The sequence below is a fragment of the Brevibacterium sp. ACRRH genome (assembly GCF_022346365.1).
Classification (GTDB): Bacteria; Actinomycetota; Actinomycetes; order Actinomycetales; family Brevibacteriaceae; genus Brevibacterium; species Brevibacterium paucivorans.
The window spans coordinates 33,346-52,141 of sequence record NZ_JAKRMN010000002.1; the positions used below are offsets into that span (position 1 = coordinate 33,346).

An 18,796-nucleotide genomic window follows, 5' to 3' on the forward strand; every position below is an offset into this window, starting at 1 on the left:
CCGAGGGCATGCAGTTGGAACACAGCAAAGACTCAGTCTCAGATGACTTGATCAGGTGGCACTGCACACTCAAACACGTAGGATAAAGACAACGAGTTTTCATTCTCGAGCTTGAGAGGGGCCATGTTTAAGAAATCACCGGCTAAAAAAGTAGCTAAGAAGTCGACTACAACCGCAAAATCATTCTTGGAAGAGGTTAGTGACGTGGCATCGCAGATTGGTAAGAGTGTTCGAGAAGGTTCCGCACAGGCCATCGAGGCCACTGGCCCGGGCCTGGAACGTGCCAACGAATTCATTCACGACATCACCGACGCAGCTGGCCCCAAGCTGACTCAGACCAGCGACCGTCTTCACGAGGTTGCCGACCGTGTCCGTTCCCAGGCTGGCCCTCGCCTGCAGGAACTGTCCGAACAGGGTCGCGACCGTGCAGCTCAGGCAAGCGAACGCGTAAGCGAGTACTCCACCAAGGCTGCTTCCGACGCAAGCAAGCGTTTCGCTGACACATCGTCGCAGGTCGCTGGCCTGTTGGCTTCCGCGTCTGCTCCTAAGGGGGTAGAAGAGCTCGTGGGTCGCGTGACCGGCGACAAGAACGCTGTCAAGAAGGCTCAGAAGGCTGCAGCTAAGCGCGCTAAGGACCTGTCCAAGCAGGCGTCAAAGACGTCGAAGGAACTGGCCAAGTCCAACAAGAAGAGCAACGGTTGGAACTGGGTCGTGTGGGTTCTGGCACTGGGTGCCATTGGCGCGATCGGTTACTACGTGTGGAAGAAGCTCCAGCCAGTTAACGACCCATGGTCGGAACCGCTGCCTGGCAACCGTCCAGCCGACGCTCGCCCGCTGGGCTCGCACGACGCTGAAGAGTCCACCGCGACCGCTCCTATCGTGTCCGAGGTGGAAGTACCTGCAGGTCACTGTGACGAAGAAGAAAAAGACGCTGAGGTTGTCGCATCTGACCTCGAAGACGTCAAGGACGCCGACGCTTCGGGTACCCCTGGCAAGCACTGAGTGTGAAGGGCTTGGGTGCTGGTCCGGGCAAACAGCCCGAACGCGACTAGCCCTTAAACACTGAGCTTGGGTGACTAGCCCTTAAACACCGACCGGTCGTGTGCATGTGTTGCACACGACCGGTTTGTGTGTGCGTGCAGGTTTGACGTGCGCTTGCCTCATCTGGCCGTTCCAGTCTTGTGATCAATTCGCGTAGCGTCGTTTAGCTACACTCCAATTCAATTTTGTGCGTCGAGTGTAGCTAAAAACCCCCAAACAAGTGATGTAGGTCACTAAATGGGGGTGCAATGAGGTCGTTTAGCTACAGTCGAACTTTTCGAGTGTAGCTAAACGACTTTCCGGGCGAAGTGCTCCAGGCAACCTAGCCAAGCCCAAACTTCCTAGCACCTCGGGCAACCCTAGCCAGGCCCACACGGCGCAAAGTGAGCAAAACTACGCAATATAACGCGCCGTCTTGCTCACTTTGCGACGTCTCGCCTGGCACCACCGCCAAAAACTGTAGGATGACCCCATACTTAACAATCGATCGCAAAGGAGCGACATGTCCAAGTCCGTCATCTTCAACGAACGCGACGCAGAGTTTCTCTTGTACGAATGGCTCAAAGTCGATGAGCTCACCCAGCGCGACAGGTTCAAGGAGCACTCACGTGAAACGTTCGACGGAATCCTGGACGTGGCAAAGCAGATCGCGCTGGAGCACTTCGAACCGCACTATCAGAAGCTCGACGCGAACGAACCGCGCATGAACGCAGACGGGAAAGTTGAACTCATCGACGACGTGAAGCGCGCACTCGACGCGTTTTCCGCGGCAGACCTGATGTCAGCAGCCATGGATGAAGAGGTGGGCGGGTTCCAGTTGCCCATGACCGTGGCTCGCGCGGTGTACATGTGGTTCCAGGCTGCGAACGCTTCAACTTACGCTTACGCGGGGCTGACCACCGCAGCCGCCCAGACCCTCTACCAGCACGGATCACAAGAGCTGATCGACCGGTTCGTGCCACACATGGCCTCGGGCCGCTTCTTTGGCGTGATGGCGCTGTCCGAACCAGAAGTTGGCTCGTCTCTGGGCGACCTCACCACACGTGGCGAACCGCAACCGGACGGCACGTATCGACTGTTCGGCACCAAGATGTGGATTTCGGGTGGGGACCAGGAGATTTCGGAAAACATCGTGGCCCTAGTGCTGGCCCGCCACGCAGGTGAGAACGCGCAGCCCGGACCAAAGGGCTTAAGCCTGTTTGCGGTGCCCAAGTTCATCACGGACGACAACGGTGACCTGGGAGAACGCAACGCGATCACACTGGTGGGGCTCAACCACAAAATGGGTAACCGTGGAACCACGAACACGCTCCTGGAGTTCGGCGACGACAAACACAGGCCGGTAAACGCGCAAGGTGAGCCCACCTCGGGCGCGGTTGGTTACCTCATTGGACGCGAAGGCGAGGGCCTGGCACTGATGTTCCACATGATGAACGAGGCGCGGGTGTTCGTGGGCGCGGCGGCCGCTTCGGTTGGGCAGCGCTCGCACCTGACGGCCGTGCGGTACGCAGGCGAGCGGCGCCAGGGTCGCCTCCCGCAGGACAAGGGGCAGGGTGGGCCCATGGTGCCCATCGTGGAGCACGCGGATGTGCGGCGAATGTTGCTGGCGTCAAAGTCATACGCCGAGGTGTCAGTCGCCTTGGTCATGTTCTGTTCCCGGTTGCAGGATGAGGCGCAGACGGCGGAGCGCGCGGAGGACCGTGAGGCGGCGGCGCTGTTGCTTGATGTGCTGACGCCGGTCGCTAAGTCGTTCCCGTCGCAGTATGCGCTGAAGGCGTCTGACCTGGCCATTCAGGTGCATGGTGGGTACGGGTACACGCGAGATTTCCCGGTGGAGCAGTTGTATCGGGACAATCGGCTCAACCCGATTCACGAAGGTACGCACGGCATTCAGGCCAATGACTTGTTGGGGCGCAAGGTGGTCATGCGTGGCGGGGCTGGGCTGGATCTGCTGGTCAGGCGCATTGCGCGCACGTGCGAGGCGACGGGCGGTGGTGCCGGGGGCGGTGCCGACACACAGGCGTGGGCTACTAAACTGCGCGTTGCGGTCGAGCGGGCGGTTCAGGTGACGCGCAAAGTCCACGGTAGGGACAGTGCCAATGCCGCCTTGAAGGATGCCGCGCTGTACTTGGAAGCGATGGGGCACATCGTTGCTGCATGGCTGTGGTTGGACATGGTGAACACGATTGACGGCGCCGAGGCTAGTGCAGGTGAAGGCGACAGTGCAGGTGAAGGCGCTGGAAGCGATACTACGTTCTATGCAGGGAAGCGGGCGGCCGCGCAGTACTTCTTCGAGTATGAACTCCCCCATGCGATGACGCTGCTCGATGTCATGGAGAACGCGTCAAACGTGTTACTCGATGTGGATCCGAAAGGCCTGTGACGCCGGGTCATCCTCGAACTTGCACCGTCCAGCATGTGGCCCGGCCCTGCCACTCGTGCCCATTCGCCAGGAGTCGTTAGACTACAGCCCAAAACATCACGCCCGCCCAAGCTCAAACGGCGCAAAGTGAGCGAGACTACGCAATATATTGCGTAGTCTCGCTCACTTTGCGCAGTCTCACACCCACTCAAGCCCGCGGACGGCCAGCTGCGGAACTCCTTGCTCCAACCTCGGCGCGAAATCGTCACCGGGACGTTCGCCAGCCTTCCACCGAGTGAACATCGCCTCAAGGAACACGCACGACTTGAACAGCGCCAACGCCTTATACCAGTCGATCCGCGACAGGTCAGGGGCGCTACCTGACACCTCGGCGACCCCGGCGCTATACCGCTCCACCACCTGGTCTGGGGACAGATACCCCTCCGAAGTGGTCACCCGCGACAACTCCATGACAGTCATCTCTCGGCCGCCGGGCTGCCCGGCACCGGGCTCAGCGTACGTCGCCAGGAAGTACCCCAAGTCAGCCAGCGGGTCACCCAGCGTAGCCATTTCCCAGTCCAGGATCGCCATGACGTCCGGCGTCCCGACTGGGCGCACCATCACATTGCCCAGGCGGTAGTCTCCGTGGACAACTGCGTGGCGCTGTGAGGTGGGGATGTCGGCGGCAAGGCGGCGGCCAAGCTCAACCACATCGGGCACCTCGCGCTTGGAGTTGACCTCCCACAGGCGCGTAAACGTGGCCACCTGACGTTCCAGGTATCCCTCCGGCTTGCCCAAGCGAGCAACATCGGGGTCTTCCACGTCCACCGAATGCAGTTTCACCAGCGAATCCACGAAAGACTCCATGACGTGCGCGCGGTCCTGGGCCGTGGTGACGTTCGCGGGTTCAGCCGAATCGATCACGAACCCGTCCAGGAACTCCATAATGTAAAAGTTCACACCCAGGATCGACTCGTCCTCGCCCACCGCCAAAATCCTTGGCACCGGAACGCCCTGCGCGGCGACAGCCTGCTGCACGCGCGCCTCGCGCACCATGTTGTGTGTGCCCTTAGGCAGTGGCGGACGGGGCCCGCGCCGTAGCACGAACTTTTCCTCACCGCGCGACAACACGAACGTGATGTTGGACTGTCCGCCACCCACGCGCTCCCACTCGACGGGGCCTGCGCCCAAGCCGTGTTCGTCCAAGAACGCTTCGATCCGGTCCAGCACCAGAACTGGGGCGGCGGACCCGGTGGGGACGCCGTCAAAGGTGGGAACGACCTCGGCCGAGGTGGCCCCAGGTTGTTCCGAAGTGCCCGCCTTTTGTGCGGGTTGGTTGGCTGGTGGCGTGTTCTCCGGGTTTGAGGTGGTGTCGCTCATGCTGTGCCTCCTGCGGCAGTGAGGCCACCGTCGATCAGGAGCACCTGTGCGGTGATCCAGCTGGCATTGTCGGAGACGAGGAATGCGACGGCTTGGGCGATGTCGGCCGGTACTCCCAGGCGGGCCATGGGGTAGGCGCTTGCGACTTCTTCTTCCTTGCCTTCGTACAGGGCTTTAGCGAAGTCGGTCTTCACTACGGCGGGAGCGACTGTGTTGACGCGGATATCGGGCCCAAGTTCCACGGCCAGTGTGCGGGTCAGGTGCGACACGGCGGCCTTGGTGACACCGTAAAAACCGATTCCGGGCGGGGGCGTTTCACCGGCGACGGATGACAGGTTTACAACCGAGCCCTTGCGTTCGCGGAACTTCAGGTCCGGGTGCTTCAGCGCTGCCTGCACCCATGCCAGTTGCGCGAGCACATTGACTTCGAAGATTTTGCTGGCGGCACCCAGATCCAGGTCTTCGAGCTTTCCGTAAACCGGGTTGATGCCAGCGTTGTTGATGAGGATGTCTAAGCCGCCAAACTCTTTAGCAGCGGTGTCAAGAACCTGGGCACGGTGTTCAGGGTCGTGGGCTTTTCCGGCGATTCCCAGGGCGGAACCTTGCGGCATTGTGCTCACTGCTGCGTCCAGGTTTTCTTGACCGCGGGCGGTGATGATGACGCGAGCGCCTTGTGAGACCAGTTCTTGTGCGATCGCCAAACCGATTCCGCGACTACCGCCTGTGACGACAGCGACCTTGCCGGCCAGAGCTTCTGTAGTACTTGAGTCGCTTGCAGCGTTGTCCATTGCAAATCTCCCTTGTTTTGCTGTGCCTGGCGCGGGTGCGGAAACGCCCACCCCATCTACACCGATCGATCAAACACTACACCGATCGATCGCTCGGTGTTCTTCAAATACCTATACTTTGACCATGGGGTTAACGCCTTGTCAACCGATGATTGCCAGACAAACACATGGCGACCGCCCCGCACGAACACACGCCTAATCGAGAAATGAATGAACAACGAAACCAGCTCAAACTCACACAGCTCTAGCGCAATCTGGCGCGACTACAGCGACAACCCATGGACCCCAGTGCAAGGGGCGGCACTTCGGTGCTTTGCACGGGCTGGGTATCACGGCACGTCGATTCGCAACATCGCAACGGAAGCGAACCTGTCCGTACCTGGGTTGTATCATCACTGGCCATCCAAACAGGCAATCCTCCAGGCCCTCCTGTCCCAGGGTATGGATGAGCTGTGGTGGCGAACCGAGCTTGCACGTGAAGAAGCCGGGGACGATCCGTTGGCCCAGTTCACCAACGTCATGAACTGCATGCTGTGGTTTCATACTGTGCGTAAAGACGAAGCGCTGGTCAACGCCTCAGAAGCCAGGTCTTTGGATGCGGAAGGTTTAGCGACGCACCGGAAAGCTCGTTTACGGCAACAGAAGCAGATCGACGACATTGTGGTCGCCGGAGCCAAGGTTGGCGTGTTCACCGCACCGTACCCGCTAGATGCGTCACGAGCTGTGGTATCAATGTGCGTTTCAGTTGCCTCGTGGTTCCAACCTGACGGCGAGCTAACCGCAGCCCAAGTTGTGGACCGTTACACGGATCTGTGCCTGCGCACCGTGGAGGCTGTTCGCTAAGTCGGTGAGCCCACCGGGGGCTTAAGTGAGCTTCGTGGTGGTTTTGTCTACACATCAAAGTGACTGTCTTCGAGTTGTGTAGAGTAACGTGGCGATTTTGGGCCAAAAACGTGAACAAAACGAACAAAAAGGGTAATTGGTCTACACACCCGCTCGAGGTTTGTAGAGTAATGCACCTCCATGCCCCTCGTCGCTGAAAGAGTTACTGCATAATTAGTTGCACAGCGATCTGCTTGAGGAGCACCCACATGAAAGCGATGAGCTACACGGAGTCCCGCGCAAACTTCGCAAAGGTTCTTGACGCCGTCGTCAACGACCGCGTAGAAACGATCATCACGCGTTCCGGCCACGAACCCGTCGTGATCGTTTCCCTCACTGAGTACGAATCGTTACGTGAAACTGCGCATTTGCTTGGAACACCAGCCAACGCCCGCCGCCTACTTGACTCAGTCGAAAGGCTTGAAGAACGCGACCAGGCGTAGGCATGACCTGACCGAATGACATGGGTCGGCACACCGTTGACACGCGCGGCTGATTCGCGAACCCTAACCGGGCCCTCACAAACTGGCCCACACCTCGGAACCTAACCCCACCCAAGCACACTCTGTGAGACAGCGCACACAAAAATAGCTCGGTGCCCAGCTCACCGCATAGGCTGGACGAAACCCTCGATCGAAGGAGATCCAATGACCCAGAACGAAAACCCAGCAACCACCTCGGCGGACGCCCCGGCAGACACAAACCAGGTCGTACTCACCGAGGTTGTTGACAACATCCTCGTCATCACCCTGAACCGTCCCGAGGCCAAGAACGCCGTCAACAAGGACGTGGCCCAGGGTGTCGCCGCCGCGATTGACCGCTTTAACGACGATGACGAACTGGCCGTGGCCGTGCTTACGGGTGCTGGTGGGACGTTCTGTTCGGGCATGGATCTCAAGGCGTTCGTGCGCGGGGAGTCCCCGTCCGTTGAGGGCCGCGGGTTTGCCGGGCTGACCGAGGCGCCCCCAGCCAAGCCACTCATTGCAGCTGTCGAAGGGTACGCGTTGGCGGGCGGATTTGAGACCATGCTGGCGTGCGACCTGGTGGTGGCCGCGGATAACGCTAAGTTCGGGCTTCCCGAGGTGAAGCGCGGTCTGGTTGCTGCGGCAGGTGGCGTGTATACGCTTCCGGAACGCACGCACCGGGCGATCGCGATGGAGATGGCGCTGACCGGTGACCTCTACCCCACCGAGTTTGTGGCCGGTCACGGTCTCATCAACCGGGTTGTTCCCGCAGGTCAGGCTCTGGAAGGTGCACTGGAGTTGGCTCGCACGATTGCGGCTAACGGGCCGTTGGCGGTGCGCACGTCCAAGCAGATCATCGTGGAATCCGCTGACTGGGCGAGCGACGAAAAATCGGCCAAGCAGGAACCACTCACGCGCGTCGTGTTCAACTCGCACGACGCGATCGAGGGATCAAAGGCGTTCGCTGAAAAGCGTGCACCTCGCTGGACTGGTAAGTAAGAGCCTAGCCCTCCTGTTCTACGCTTCCAGGAGCGACTGCCCCACGTACCCGTCTGAGCCCACTCCCGGCGGGATCAAGAACACGCCAGAACCGGTGGTCTTGAGGTATTCCACAAACATGTCATCGCGTGACATGTTGCTGTGCACGCGCGCAAACCTGCCAGGGTCGTTGACGAACGCAATGAAGAACAGCCCCGCGTTTAAGCGACCCTGGTCATCGTTTCCGTCCACAAAGTTATAACCGCGACGCAGCATGCGAATGCCCCCGTTGTTATCAGGGTGGACGCGCGCCACGTGAGAGTTCTCATCCACTACGGGACGACCTTGGCTATCAAGCTTGTGAAAGTCCACGGGCGAAAACTCATCTCCACCGGACAGCGGGGCACCGTCATGCTTGAAACGCCCGGTGACACGCTCCTGTTCGGCTAATTGAAGCGTGTCCCACACTTCAATCGTCATATTGATGCGCCTGGCAACCAGGTAGCTACCACCGTGAGCCCAGGCAGGACCGGCGTTGATCCACACGTGCTCGTTCAGCGCGGCAGTGTCCTCTGCTTTGATGTTTGCCGTCCCGTCCTTTTGCCCAAAAAGGTTGCGCGGAGTCTCTTGGCTGCGCGTGGTCGAGGATGTGCGCCCAAACCCCAGCTGCGACCACTTGATGCGCGTTTTGCCCACGCCCATCCGCGTGAGGTTTCGGATCGCGTGAACTGCCACCTGCGGGTCGTCCGCGCACGCTTGGATGCACAAGTCACCGTCGGAGCGTTTAGGGTCTAGGAAATCATTCGTCATCACCGGCAGGTCAATGAATTCTTTTGGCATGTGTTTACGCAAGCCAAAGCGGTCTTTTCCGTCTGTGGTGACGAAGAGCGAGCGCCCAAATCCGAACGTCAGCGTGAGGCCGGCCGGATCCAGGCCAAATGCTTCACCTGTGTCATCGGGTGGAAAGTTGGGGCCACCCCCAAAAGCACCGCGCGCTGAAACCTCGCCGCCTATGACCAAGCGACGCGCGGCTTCGGTCCAATCTTCGAGGAGTTCAATAAGGTCCTCCCGCGTGGCCCCGTCTGTGAGGTCAAAGGCCGCGAAGTGCATGCGGTCTTGTGCTTCGGTGGTGATTCCTGCCTGGTGATCGCCTTCGAACGGGAAAGTCTTTGGCGCCGAGGTGGTGGGCACCTGTCCGCGTTCGCGTCCCCACGCGAACCCGGACACCCCGCCCAGAGCGAGCCCGGCCGCGCCGGCGCCCATGGCGCCGAGCAGCCCGCGGCGACCCACACCTCGGGCAGACTCTGGTGTTTCCTCTTCACCATTTTGTTCCTGGTGTTCGACCATTACTTGATCTCCAAAACCGTTCCAGTCAGCTTGGACAGCGGTTCGCGCAGTTCGTCGATCTGGTGGGTGAGTTCGGCCTGCTGTTCGGCGGTGACGGTGTCGTAACTGACGAAGCCTTCGTCCAGGTTGCCGTATTCGCCCAGCAGCTTGTTGAGCTCGCCGTACTCTTGCTCGATGTCTTTGACTAGTTGCTCACCTTCGGAGCCTTTACGTTCCGCAATGGGCTTGACCAGGTCAAACGCAATCTTCGAGCCTTCTACGTTGGCAGCGAAGTCGTAGAGGTCGGTGTGTGACCACCAGTCTTCTTCACCTGTCACCTTGCTGACGGCAACTTCTTCGAGCAGGCCGGAAGCTCCGTTGGCAACGGTTGCAATGTTGATCTGCTGGTCTTCGATGAAGTTGTCCGCGTCCACGGTTTCGCGCAACTTGTGCACATCCTTTTTGAGGGTGTCCGCGATTCGTTTCCGGTCTTCGGGGCTGGACGGCTTCCACCCGTCGAATGCATCAGCACCATCTGCGTTCTTGTCGCCCTTCTTGGGTGGGAAGAGGTCCTTTTCCATTCGGTGGAAGCCCAACCATTCGGTGAAGGTTGGGTCGTCTTTCCTCAGGGAATCCGCTTCCGCAAGATAGTCCACTTCACGGTAGTCGATGCGGGGGTCGAGCACGCCCAAAGCCTCAGCAATCGGTTCGATGCGTTCGTAGTGTGTGCGGGTTGTGGCGTACAGTTTCCGCGCTTGTTCGTCGTCGCCCTTTGCGTAAGCATCAGCGAATTCGCCCACTTTTGGTTCAAGTTCGGCGACTTCGTTCTTCACGAACGCGATGTAGTCTTTGACCGCTTTGTCGAAGAGTTCTTTGTCTTCGCCGGAGACTTCGACGGGTTCACCGGTGACCGTAAATTGAGCTTCACCGACGTTCTCTCCGCGTAATCCAGGTTTGCACGCGGTGAAGTATGTGCCTGGTTGCAACGAAACGGACAGCGTCGCTTCTGAACCAGGTGCAATGTTTTCCTTTTCCGCGACAATGCGCAGGCCGTCTTCGCCCAACAGATAAAACTCGGTGACGATGTCGCCCTCGTTTTTAATGGTGAATTCGCGGGTTCCCGACTCAGCGGTGTCGGCTGACACTGCGCATTCTGTGTTCGTTGCTTTTACGTTAAGTGCGCCGTCGGTTGCGTTGGGTTCACATGCGGCTAGGGCTGTGACAGCGAGTGCTAGAACAGGCACTGCAGACATGCGGACTATCTTTTTCATGGTTTTCTCCTTGCTGGTCAAAGATGGGTAGATTGGCTCAGTTCGTGGAAGATGGCTTGTTTTCGCGGACTCGTCGAATGAACGCAGGAATCACAACGGCCATGTAGACGAACCATGCGAGCACTTCGAGCCATGACATTTGCGGAACAAAACCGACCGTTCCTTTTAAGAAGGTGGCGAGCACTCCGGACGGGTCGATCACATCGGAGACGTTGAACGCCCAACCGAACGGGAAGGCCGCTCCCCAGAACGGGTAGGTGAAGAACCCGGTGAGCACTTCGCCGGTGCGCGGGTGTGTGGGGGTGATGGGTGCTCCCGAAAATGGCCCTGGGAGCACGGCGGCTTCTTGCAGGTCATGGATGCCGTATGCCAGCACTCCACCGGCGACCACGATGAGGGCGGCTCCTGACCACGTGAAGAAGGTGCTCAGGTTGAAGCAAATGAGTCCTTTGAACAGTGCCCAGCCGAGCGCGACCGCAAGAATGACACCTACGAGTGCTCCAATAATGGCGAGTGGGTTATTGACCCACCCCCACAAAATGATCGTGGTTTCAATTCCTTCACGGGCTACGGAAACGAATGCCACGGCGAAGACTGCGAAGCCTACGCTCATGCGGCGGGCGCGCACCTTTTCGATGTCACCTTCGAGTGCTGCTTTCATTTTCTTGCCTGCGCTCATCATCCAGAAGATCATTCCGGTGATCATGATGACTGCCAGGATCGACATTGATCCGCCGATAATCTCTTGGGTCTTAAACGACAAGCGGGAGCGTCCAAACGTGCTGACTGCGCCTATTACTGCAGTGAGTACGACAGCGATAGCCACCCCGCTCCACATGTGGCGGATGGCTTCGCGACGACCAAGTTTGCCTAGGTATGCAATCAGGATGCCGATGATGAGCGAGGCTTCGAGGCCTTCGCGCAACCCAATTAAAAGTGACGCTAGAAACATTGAGATCCGAACTCGAGAATGCGAGTGCACGAGCCGGAAGGCTCGCACGAGCAAGCATTTAGCTAACTAACTACTTACCTACTTAGGTAAGGCTTACCTACAGTAGCACGAAAATCACATGCTCCTCTTCGCATTTCTCAGGGCGTAGAGTGGAAGTACCCCTGGCGAGGCGATGCGTGCGGTAGGTAAACACGCTAAAGGGCGCCATGGTGTTTACCATGGCGCCCTTCACCATTGCTCAGATGTTCCCGTTATAAGAACCGCTTCAGGAACTCTCTTGTCCGTGCATGTTGCGGATTGTCAATAACTTCCTCCGGGGGTCCTTGCTCAACGATTATGCCACCGTCGATAAAGACCACGCGGTCAGCTGCTTCGCGAGCGAAGGATATCTCGTGAGTAACGACAACCATCGTCAGCCCGCCCTCCGCGAGCGCGCGCATTGTGCTTAAAACTTCACCGACGAGCTCAGGGTCAAGTGCAGACGTTGGTTCATCGAACAGCACCAAGGCAGGGTCCATCGCTAAAGCTCTAGCAATCGCTACGCGCTGTTGCTGTCCTCCAGAAAGTTGTTCGGGATAAGCATCCTCACGCCCTGCAAGGCCTACCATTTCAAGTAGTTCTGAAGCCCGCTTGTTTGCAGTGCTTCTCTTTTGTCCTAAAACACCCACAGGGCCCTCAGTAATATTCTGGGCCACTGTCATGTGTGAGAACAGATTAAACTGCTGAAACACCATGCCAATGCGAGCACGTCGGCGAGCTAGTTCACGTGGCGAAAGTTCGTGTAGGCGACCATTCTTAACCGCATAACCGACGTCTTCTCCATTTACGAGAATTCGTCCCCCATCTGGTTGTTCCAGAAGATTTATGCAACGGAGAAACGTAGACTTACCTGACCCAGAAGGGCCAAGTATGACAACAGATTCGCCCTCGGCGACTTCGAGGTTTATTCCCTTCAGGACCGTTGCGTCGCCGAAGCTCTTCTGAACATCTATGACAGATAGAACTGGGGCCGCTTTACTAGATTTGGCGGATTCGCGTGATTTCAAACTGTTAGGCATCGACCGCTTTCTCCTTATTTCTACTAAAGATACGACCGAAAGAAGATTGCCAACCTGACGCGGACTTCGGTAGGTCTGATTTACCGTAATGGCGCTCAATGTAGTGCTGACCAACATTCAAAATAGAAGTCACCACCAGGTACCAAATACACGCGACGATTAGCAGCGGGATTGTCTGGAACGTACGGTTGTAAATTGCTTGCGCTGAGTACAGAAGGTCTGCAAGTGCAATCACGCTCACCAGAGCAGTGCTTTTCACCATAGAAATAACTTGGTTGCCCGTAGGTGGGATGATGAAACGCATTGCTTGAGGCAGAATAATCCTGCGAAAGCTTCTGAATGGTGACATCCCTAGCGCAGCAGCGGCCTCACGCTGACCCTTCTTGACCGACAGCAAGCCACCTCGAATAATTTCAGCCATTAAAGCTGCTTCATTCAACCCCAGACAAAGAATTGCAGCCAAAAACGCTGTGACAATCCTATTGGTAGGCGCTTCGGCAAACGTCGGACCGCCAAAAGGCACTCCAATGGCAAGAACCGGGAAGAGAGCTGACAAGTTGTAGAAAAAGATCAGCTGGATAAGTGTTGGTGTTCCACGAAAAAACCAAATGTAAAAAGCTGCAAGTGGCTTCAACACTGGGTTATTTGACATTCTGCAGAGAGCAAGAACGATACCCAGAAGAATACCGATCGTCATCGCAATCACGGTCAAGAGTAATGTCACTCCCAGACCGCGCATGATGGATTTTTCGAACAGATACAGCGCAACAACATCCCATCCGAAGTTTGGGGTTGTGAACAGTAGGTAGATGACCTGAGCCGCGAGGACTAACGCGACAACTGCACCAACGATCTGCCAAGGATGTTGCTTTCTTCGGGCATTACTTATATCTAAAGGTGTCGACTTATCAGTCATCATTACTTCGCCAAGTTAATGCCAGGGGTGTCGAGCTTGTTTGCGTCGAGATCCCATTTGTCCATAATTGCGTCATACGTGCCGTTTTCGTGAAGCTCTTCAAGACACTCCAGGATGACGTCAGTAAGTTCCGAATCCTTCGGAACCATAATCCCCTGATACAGGTCATCAAAACCGTTCTGGGACTCTGTTCCTACAAGTTCAAGCTTTCCACCTGACTCATTGACAAAGTACGTCAGTGGTGCTCTTGACGAGAAGAATGCATCGGCACGGCCAGACTGCACAGAAAGGATTGCGCTCGGCTGGTCCTTGTAGGACTGAACTTCAACCTTTTCCTTTCCGTCACTTTCGCACTTAGAGGCCTGTTCTTTAATGACTGCTTCCGCAGATCCACCAGCCTGTACGGCGATTTTCGCTCCGCATGTAGTATCCAGGCCGTCGATATCGCTTGGGTTACCTTTCTGAACCGCAAAAACGACATACTCCTGAACCCAGTCGATAAACGTTGCTTGTTCTTGCCTTTTCGGGAAATCACCAGTTGGACCAATGCTCAGGTCGTAACGTCCAGCTTCCATACCCGTGAGTACACTGGCTAATCCGTCAATCGTTTTGTGGTTAATTTTCACATCAAGCATTTGCCCCATTGCCTCGGCCAAGTCAGCACTTGCTCCGGTTACTTTGTTTTCGCCATCCACAATTGTGTAGGGCGGGAATGACCCGGTATTCACTGACGTAATCGAACCTGCTTCCAAGATGTCCTCAGGAAGCTGATTGCGAAGCTCTTCATTCACTTCTTGCTTCTGAATTTCACCACCCGTGTTCTTGTCCGCATCAGACGAATTCAGCTTTGACTCGTCGACCGTGCAGCCTGCTATTAAAGCGAACGTGGCAGCTATTGAAAGTGTCTTCCAGATGGATTTACGTGGCTTCGTGTTTGTAGTCATGACTTACTTCCTTCCCTTATTGCCTAGTCGCGGCAATTCATCTCTGTAGGTGTGAAAGATAAAGAAAATCGCCGGTGCTGAAGTACCGGAAGTTTTGTACGAACGTCATTAAGGTGTTGTTTGCGAAGTTCTGCAACAGCCAGACTGGTGACCTCTGTGCATGCTGCAAGCGACGAACCTAACGGGTCGACAATCTTTGAAGCACCCACGCATGAGGGCCCTGATTCATCGGAGGCCACAACAAAAACAGTCGCGTCGAGCGCTCTCGCTGAAACAAGGGTTGACCACTGGAACTCTTTAGTCCGCCCCGCAGCCCAAGCAGCGGGAAGAGCTATAACTTCTGCGCCCCGATCTGCAAGGTCTCGGGCCTGTTCGGGAAAGCGCACGTCGTAACACGTCATTAAACCAACAGCAAAGCCAGCGACCGAGATAATTGGCGCGCGTTCGTTTCCTGGTCGAACGTTGTCAGACTCAACTGCTTCGAATGCGTCATAAAGATGCAGTTTCCTATAGACCTCGATCACTTGTCCGTCGCGCAAAACCACGAGCGTGTTAAAGGGTCGTGGGTCATCTGAGAGTTCATGCACACCAAAAATAACCGTCACGTTCTTGTCACGGCTGTGCTCGCGCATCGCCTCAACAAAAGGACCATTAAGCGCCTGCGCTGCTTCCCGGATCTTCTCTTTACGGTCAATGAATCGTGTCATTATGCCTTCTGGCAACACGAGAAGTTGAACACCGTCACGTTCAGCTTCATCGATGAGCCGACCAGCTACAGAAGCATTAGCTTCCCAATCTTCTACTACTGGAAACTGACCAACAGCTGCTCGTAGCACGTTTTCGGACAGTGAAGTCATTTTTCTTCAAACTCCTCATCTAAGCCGTATGGAAAAAGTTCAGATAAAGGCGGAGTCTCATCAACAATCCCTTGCGTTTTCAAATGACTGATGAAGTCCGACAGCATGCGGGTGTTTGCAGCTAGTCCAGTGGGATTCGGATCTGTAGTTCCGGTGTCATCAAAGAGATCGATTGCTTGATTAAGCCACGGTGTCACGTCCTGGAGCTTGCGATGACGCTTCAGAGCAATGTGCGCTGACTCTCTAAACATCCGGCCAAGCTCATTGGCAACATGAGGTGAAGACTTCAACAGTTCCGAACGAACCCCGAGAATGTGTATTCCCGGAATGTAACGCTTCTCTTCCAGGAACTGCTTTTCTTCGTCTACAACACTTTCAAAGAGCAGACGCATTTGGCTGTTAGGAGACGAAAAATTAGGTGGCAGGAACGGACTGAAAACCGCATCAAGTTCGCCATCAATCAACGCTTCGACCATCGGTTTCTCATCTGCGGCCACTGAGAAACTTGCACCAGGCACCACACCATCGAACCGATCGACAATCGGATGGTCTTTCGTCAGCCTCCCGACCGTCCACCGAATCTCAGCAAGGGAGACGTTTGCCTCAGAGAGAAGCGCTCGTGTCCATGTGTTTCCCGAGTCTGGCCACCCGGTTACACCAATGCGCGCACCTGCTAAATCACCCAAGCTATACGCGTCCGATGACGAACGTACGATTATGCAACGATGACGGAACCCACGCATCACGAAAATTGGAAGCCCAATTACTCTGTCATCGCCTTCAGCTCTGCGGCGCACATACTTGCTCAACGAAGTCTCGCCAGCATCAAACTGCGAGTCAGTCCACAAGTTTGGGGTCTGCTCTAACCGAGCAAGACTTACTTCATGTCCCGCTACAGGTGCTATATCCCCCATCGCAATGGGGAACACATGATCCCATTGACGAGTACCAATCGCTACAGACCCCAACTCGCGGCTCCTCTCATCCGACGTTCACCTGAAAGTGTGATTGCGACAACATTAAGTTCAGCACACAAGAAAAACAATGATTAATATTGATTCTGAACAAAAGGAGCCTTGAATGCACCAAGACAACATCACAGCTATAGAAATTGCCGCTTCACTCGTGGAAGCATCTGCCAGTGGGATTTCGGCAACTGTCGTGAAACTTATCCGCAGTGGAGAAATCACCACGGGCACGCGCCTCCCGAAAGTACGTGACTTGGCGCGTGAGTTGCACGTAAGTAGTGCGACGGTATCGGCAGCCTGGAAGAATCTGCGTTCGAGGGGCTACATCGATGGAACCGGGAGACAAGGTTCCTGGGTCTCATCCGCTGCTCCCCGGGTTGGCCCACGAAGGTTTGACTTCTTATCGAGCTATCTCCCAGACGGTGCGGTTGACATGACGTACGCAAGCCCTGACCCACAGCTTTTGCCTGACTTACGTAAGGCATTTGCATACGCTTTAAATATTGATCCGGAACTCCACAGTTATACACGACAAGCTATTACCCCGGCTCTTCAGACAGCTATCGAACCACACTGGCCTTTCAAAGCACAGCAATGGCTTGCAGTGAGTGGCGGTTTCGAAGGACTTCACCTTCTTCTACAAGGCATTTCGTCGCCTGGTGAAAAATACGCTGTAGCAGACCCAGCACCGCCGCGAATTCTTGACATTCTTGACCGTTGTGGGCTACGTCCTGTCCCTGTAGAAACTGACGAACACGGACCTTCACCTTCATCTCTTGAACAAGCGCTGAATACTGGAGTGGCTGGATTTATTTACGAGCCTCGATGCAGTTCTCTTCTTGGCGTTTCTATGACAAGCAATCGTCGCGAGGAGCTCGTGTCTATACTCAAAAAGCATGAAGCCATCGTCATCGAGGACGATGGGGCCGGCGACATTTCAGAAAATCCTCTATTAAGCTTAGGAAATTTCCTCCCCCAGCAGACGATCCTTATCCGAAGCTTTTCAAAGGCATACGGACCTGATTTGCGGATCGGCATCATGGGTAGCGCCAACCCCCGCCCCATTGAGTTAGCACGCGAGACATTGAAATTTGGAGCTGGTTGGGTGAGCCGAATCCTCCAGAACAGTCTGGCGCATCTGATCACCGATAAGGAGTCAATGCATACGGTTGCTGTAGCGCGTGAAACGTATAAACGGCGTAGGACGCTACTAGCTCGTGCACTCGCTGAAAGAGGCGTCTCTCCCCTATCTCACGACGGTTTAGTGATGTCGGTTCCCGTCCCGAGTGACGCACGATCACAGCTTGTCCTGGCAACTCATGGGTATGCAGTAACGACTTCAGAACTCACTCGAATTAGTCATAAACAACCGTTCATTCGCCTAACCGTGGGAGTTCTAAGCGAAGAGCAACTATTAGAAGCAACAGACGCGATTGCATTAGCCTCGAGAGCGCCAGCGCCGTAAACCTTCGACCACGATTCGGGCCGATTCTTTGCGTTGCGCATGTACCCGAAGAAGCGGCCAGCCACTCACTTCAGGTTTACAGTAGAAGTACCCCTGGTACAGCGGGAAGCATAACCTCGGGGCTCTACGGCCCAGTTGCGTAAGTCGCTCATACAGGCGGGTTCGGCGCATAGGCCAGGCCTCTCCCCCACCTCTAAAGGAGTTCTTGTGAAGAAAGTCGCTATTGTAGGTTTCGGAGTTATAGGTCAATCGTGGGCACGTTTATTCGCTAAAAACAGGCTTGAGGTCACGGTCTCGGATGTTCGTGACGACCTCGACCAACTCATCTCCCAGATCAACGAAGAACTCCCCGAAGATACGCACCTCGCAACCGCACCCCTCGAGGAAGCGGTCAAAGACGCCGACCTCGTTCAAGAGTCCGGCCCCGAACGCGAACAGATCAAAAAAGACCTGTACGCAACCATGACGCAGGCAGCCAAAGACACCACGATCTTCGCTTCTTCGTCCTCGGGCATCCCATCATCCGTCGTGGCACAGGACCTACCCGCTGACGTGGCCGCCCGCATCCTCATCGCCCACCCCTTCAACCCGCCAGAGCTCCTGCCCCTGGTTGAAATCGTGCCTAACGAGCACACCTCGGAGGACGTGCTCAACACCGTCACCGATTTCTACACACAACTGGGCAAAGTGCCGGTCCGGCTCAACCGCGAAATCCCCGGCTTCGTCATCAACCGCCTGCAGTGGGCAATCATGAAAGAAGCTTCCTACCTGGTCAAACAGGGAATCGTGAGCCCCGCCCAGCTGGACACCGCGGTGCGCAACTCAGTGGGCGTGCGCTGGGCATCCGTGGGTCCCTTCGAGGCATTCCACCAAGGCTCCGACCACGGCTTCCGTGGCCTAGTGGACCACGTTCTGTCCACCTTTGACTCCTTCGACACCGAAGCCACCACGTTCGGCGACGACTCCTACACCCCCGTTGTCGAAGCCGTCGAAGAGTCCTACGGCACCACGGCAACACAAGAGTCAAAAACGGCCCGTGACCGTCGCCTCATCGCGGTAAGCGAAGCCCTGACCAAGGCAGACGGGGGCAACCGCCTCATCGCAGTCACCGAAACGCAGCCCCAGTCAGACGACGAAAAGTAAC

Annotated in this window: 17 protein-coding genes; 7 read left to right on the forward strand and 10 right to left on the reverse strand. The window is 56.3% G+C overall.

Annotated features, from left to right (window positions below; translation table 11 throughout):
- The first annotated feature begins 123 nt into the window (after positions 1 to 123).
- The gene (locus tag MHX53_RS02370; RefSeq protein ID WP_239271146.1) at positions 124 to 1,002 is read left to right on the forward strand and encodes an apolipoprotein A1/A4/E family protein; all 879 of its coding nucleotides are present in this window, start codon (positions 124 to 126) and stop codon (positions 1,000 to 1,002) included.
- Between the two features lie 541 nt (positions 1,003 to 1,543).
- A complete protein-coding gene (locus MHX53_RS02375; RefSeq protein ID WP_239271147.1) occupies positions 1,544 to 3,424 on the forward strand; it encodes an acyl-CoA dehydrogenase in 1,881 nt (626 codons plus the stop codon).
- 177 nt (positions 3,425 to 3,601) lie between these two features.
- On the opposite strand, the gene MHX53_RS02380 is transcribed toward MHX53_RS02375, so the two are convergent.
- Entirely contained in the window at positions 3,602 to 4,783 is a 1,182-nt protein-coding gene (locus tag MHX53_RS02380; protein WP_239271148.1) for a phosphotransferase family protein, read from the reverse strand.
- A complete protein-coding gene (locus MHX53_RS02385) occupies positions 4,780 to 5,571 on the reverse strand; it encodes an SDR family oxidoreductase (RefSeq protein ID WP_239271149.1) in 792 nt (263 codons plus the stop codon). The genes MHX53_RS02380 and MHX53_RS02385 overlap by 4 nt, the downstream gene beginning before the upstream one ends.
- Before the next feature lie 210 nt (positions 5,572 to 5,781).
- On the opposite strand from MHX53_RS02385, the gene MHX53_RS02390 reads away from it, so the two are divergent.
- The 3 genes from MHX53_RS02390 to MHX53_RS02400 all read left to right on the forward strand — a co-directional run bounded on the left by MHX53_RS02390 (position 5,782) and on the right by MHX53_RS02400 (position 7,916).
- Positions 5,782 to 6,414 carry a TetR/AcrR family transcriptional regulator gene (locus MHX53_RS02390; RefSeq protein WP_102239345.1) on the forward strand — a complete coding sequence of 211 codons (633 nt, stop codon included), beginning with the start codon at positions 5,782 to 5,784 and terminating at the stop codon, positions 6,412 to 6,414.
- 248 nt (positions 6,415 to 6,662) lie between these two features.
- The gene (locus MHX53_RS02395; protein ID WP_239271150.1) at positions 6,663 to 6,896 is read left to right on the forward strand and encodes a type II toxin-antitoxin system prevent-host-death family antitoxin; all 234 of its coding nucleotides are present in this window, start codon (positions 6,663 to 6,665) and stop codon (positions 6,894 to 6,896) included.
- A 204-nt stretch (positions 6,897 to 7,100) separates the two neighbouring features.
- A complete protein-coding gene (locus tag MHX53_RS02400; RefSeq protein WP_239271151.1) occupies positions 7,101 to 7,916 on the forward strand; it encodes a crotonase/enoyl-CoA hydratase family protein in 816 nt (271 codons plus the stop codon).
- A gap of 18 nt (positions 7,917 to 7,934) precedes the next feature.
- Here MHX53_RS02400 and efeB read toward each other — a convergent pair whose 3' ends face one another.
- From efeB to MHX53_RS02440, 8 genes are all read right to left on the reverse strand, one after another.
- Entirely contained in the window at positions 7,935 to 9,242 is a 1,308-nt protein-coding gene (gene efeB / locus MHX53_RS02405) for an iron uptake transporter deferrochelatase/peroxidase subunit (RefSeq protein WP_239271152.1), read from the reverse strand.
- A complete protein-coding gene (efeO, locus tag MHX53_RS02410) occupies positions 9,242 to 10,492 on the reverse strand; it encodes an iron uptake system protein EfeO (RefSeq protein WP_239271153.1) in 1,251 nt (416 codons plus the stop codon). The genes efeB and efeO overlap by 1 nt, the downstream gene beginning before the upstream one ends.
- Positions 10,493 to 10,529: 37 nt before the next feature.
- Positions 10,530 to 11,444: an iron uptake transporter permease EfeU gene (gene efeU / locus MHX53_RS02415; protein ID WP_239271154.1), complete on the reverse strand. Its 915-nt coding sequence runs from the start codon at positions 11,442 to 11,444 to the stop codon at positions 10,530 to 10,532.
- A gap of 251 nt (positions 11,445 to 11,695) precedes the next feature.
- Positions 11,696 to 12,502, reverse strand: a complete 807-nt coding sequence (locus tag MHX53_RS02420) for an amino acid ABC transporter ATP-binding protein (RefSeq protein WP_239271155.1) — start codon at positions 12,500 to 12,502, stop codon at positions 11,696 to 11,698.
- Complete coding sequence (locus tag MHX53_RS02425; protein WP_239271156.1) at positions 12,495 to 13,421, reverse strand: amino acid ABC transporter permease; 927 nt, start codon at positions 13,419 to 13,421, stop codon at positions 12,495 to 12,497. Before MHX53_RS02425 ends, MHX53_RS02420 begins: the two co-directional genes overlap by 8 nt.
- The gene (locus MHX53_RS02430; protein ID WP_239271157.1) at positions 13,421 to 14,362 is read right to left on the reverse strand and encodes an ABC transporter substrate-binding protein; all 942 of its coding nucleotides are present in this window, start codon (positions 14,360 to 14,362) and stop codon (positions 13,421 to 13,423) included. Before MHX53_RS02430 ends, MHX53_RS02425 begins: the two co-directional genes overlap by 1 nt.
- A 23-nt stretch (positions 14,363 to 14,385) precedes the next feature.
- Positions 14,386 to 15,219: a nitrilase-related carbon-nitrogen hydrolase gene (locus MHX53_RS02435; RefSeq protein ID WP_239271158.1), complete on the reverse strand. Its 834-nt coding sequence runs from the start codon at positions 15,217 to 15,219 to the stop codon at positions 14,386 to 14,388.
- Entirely contained in the window at positions 15,216 to 15,905 is a 690-nt protein-coding gene (locus MHX53_RS02440; RefSeq protein WP_239271159.1) for a hypothetical protein, read from the reverse strand. The genes MHX53_RS02435 and MHX53_RS02440 overlap by 4 nt, the downstream gene beginning before the upstream one ends.
- A gap of 394 nt (positions 15,906 to 16,299) precedes the next feature.
- On the opposite strand from MHX53_RS02440, the gene MHX53_RS02445 reads away from it, so the two are divergent.
- Both MHX53_RS02445 and MHX53_RS02450 read left to right on the forward strand, forming a co-directional pair.
- A complete protein-coding gene (locus tag MHX53_RS02445; protein WP_239271160.1) occupies positions 16,300 to 17,652 on the forward strand; it encodes a PLP-dependent aminotransferase family protein in 1,353 nt (450 codons plus the stop codon).
- Positions 17,653 to 17,859: 207 nt separating this feature from the next.
- A complete protein-coding gene (locus MHX53_RS02450; RefSeq protein ID WP_239271161.1) occupies positions 17,860 to 18,795 on the forward strand; it encodes a 3-hydroxyacyl-CoA dehydrogenase NAD-binding domain-containing protein in 936 nt (311 codons plus the stop codon).
- Position 18,796: the final 1 nt, after the last annotated feature.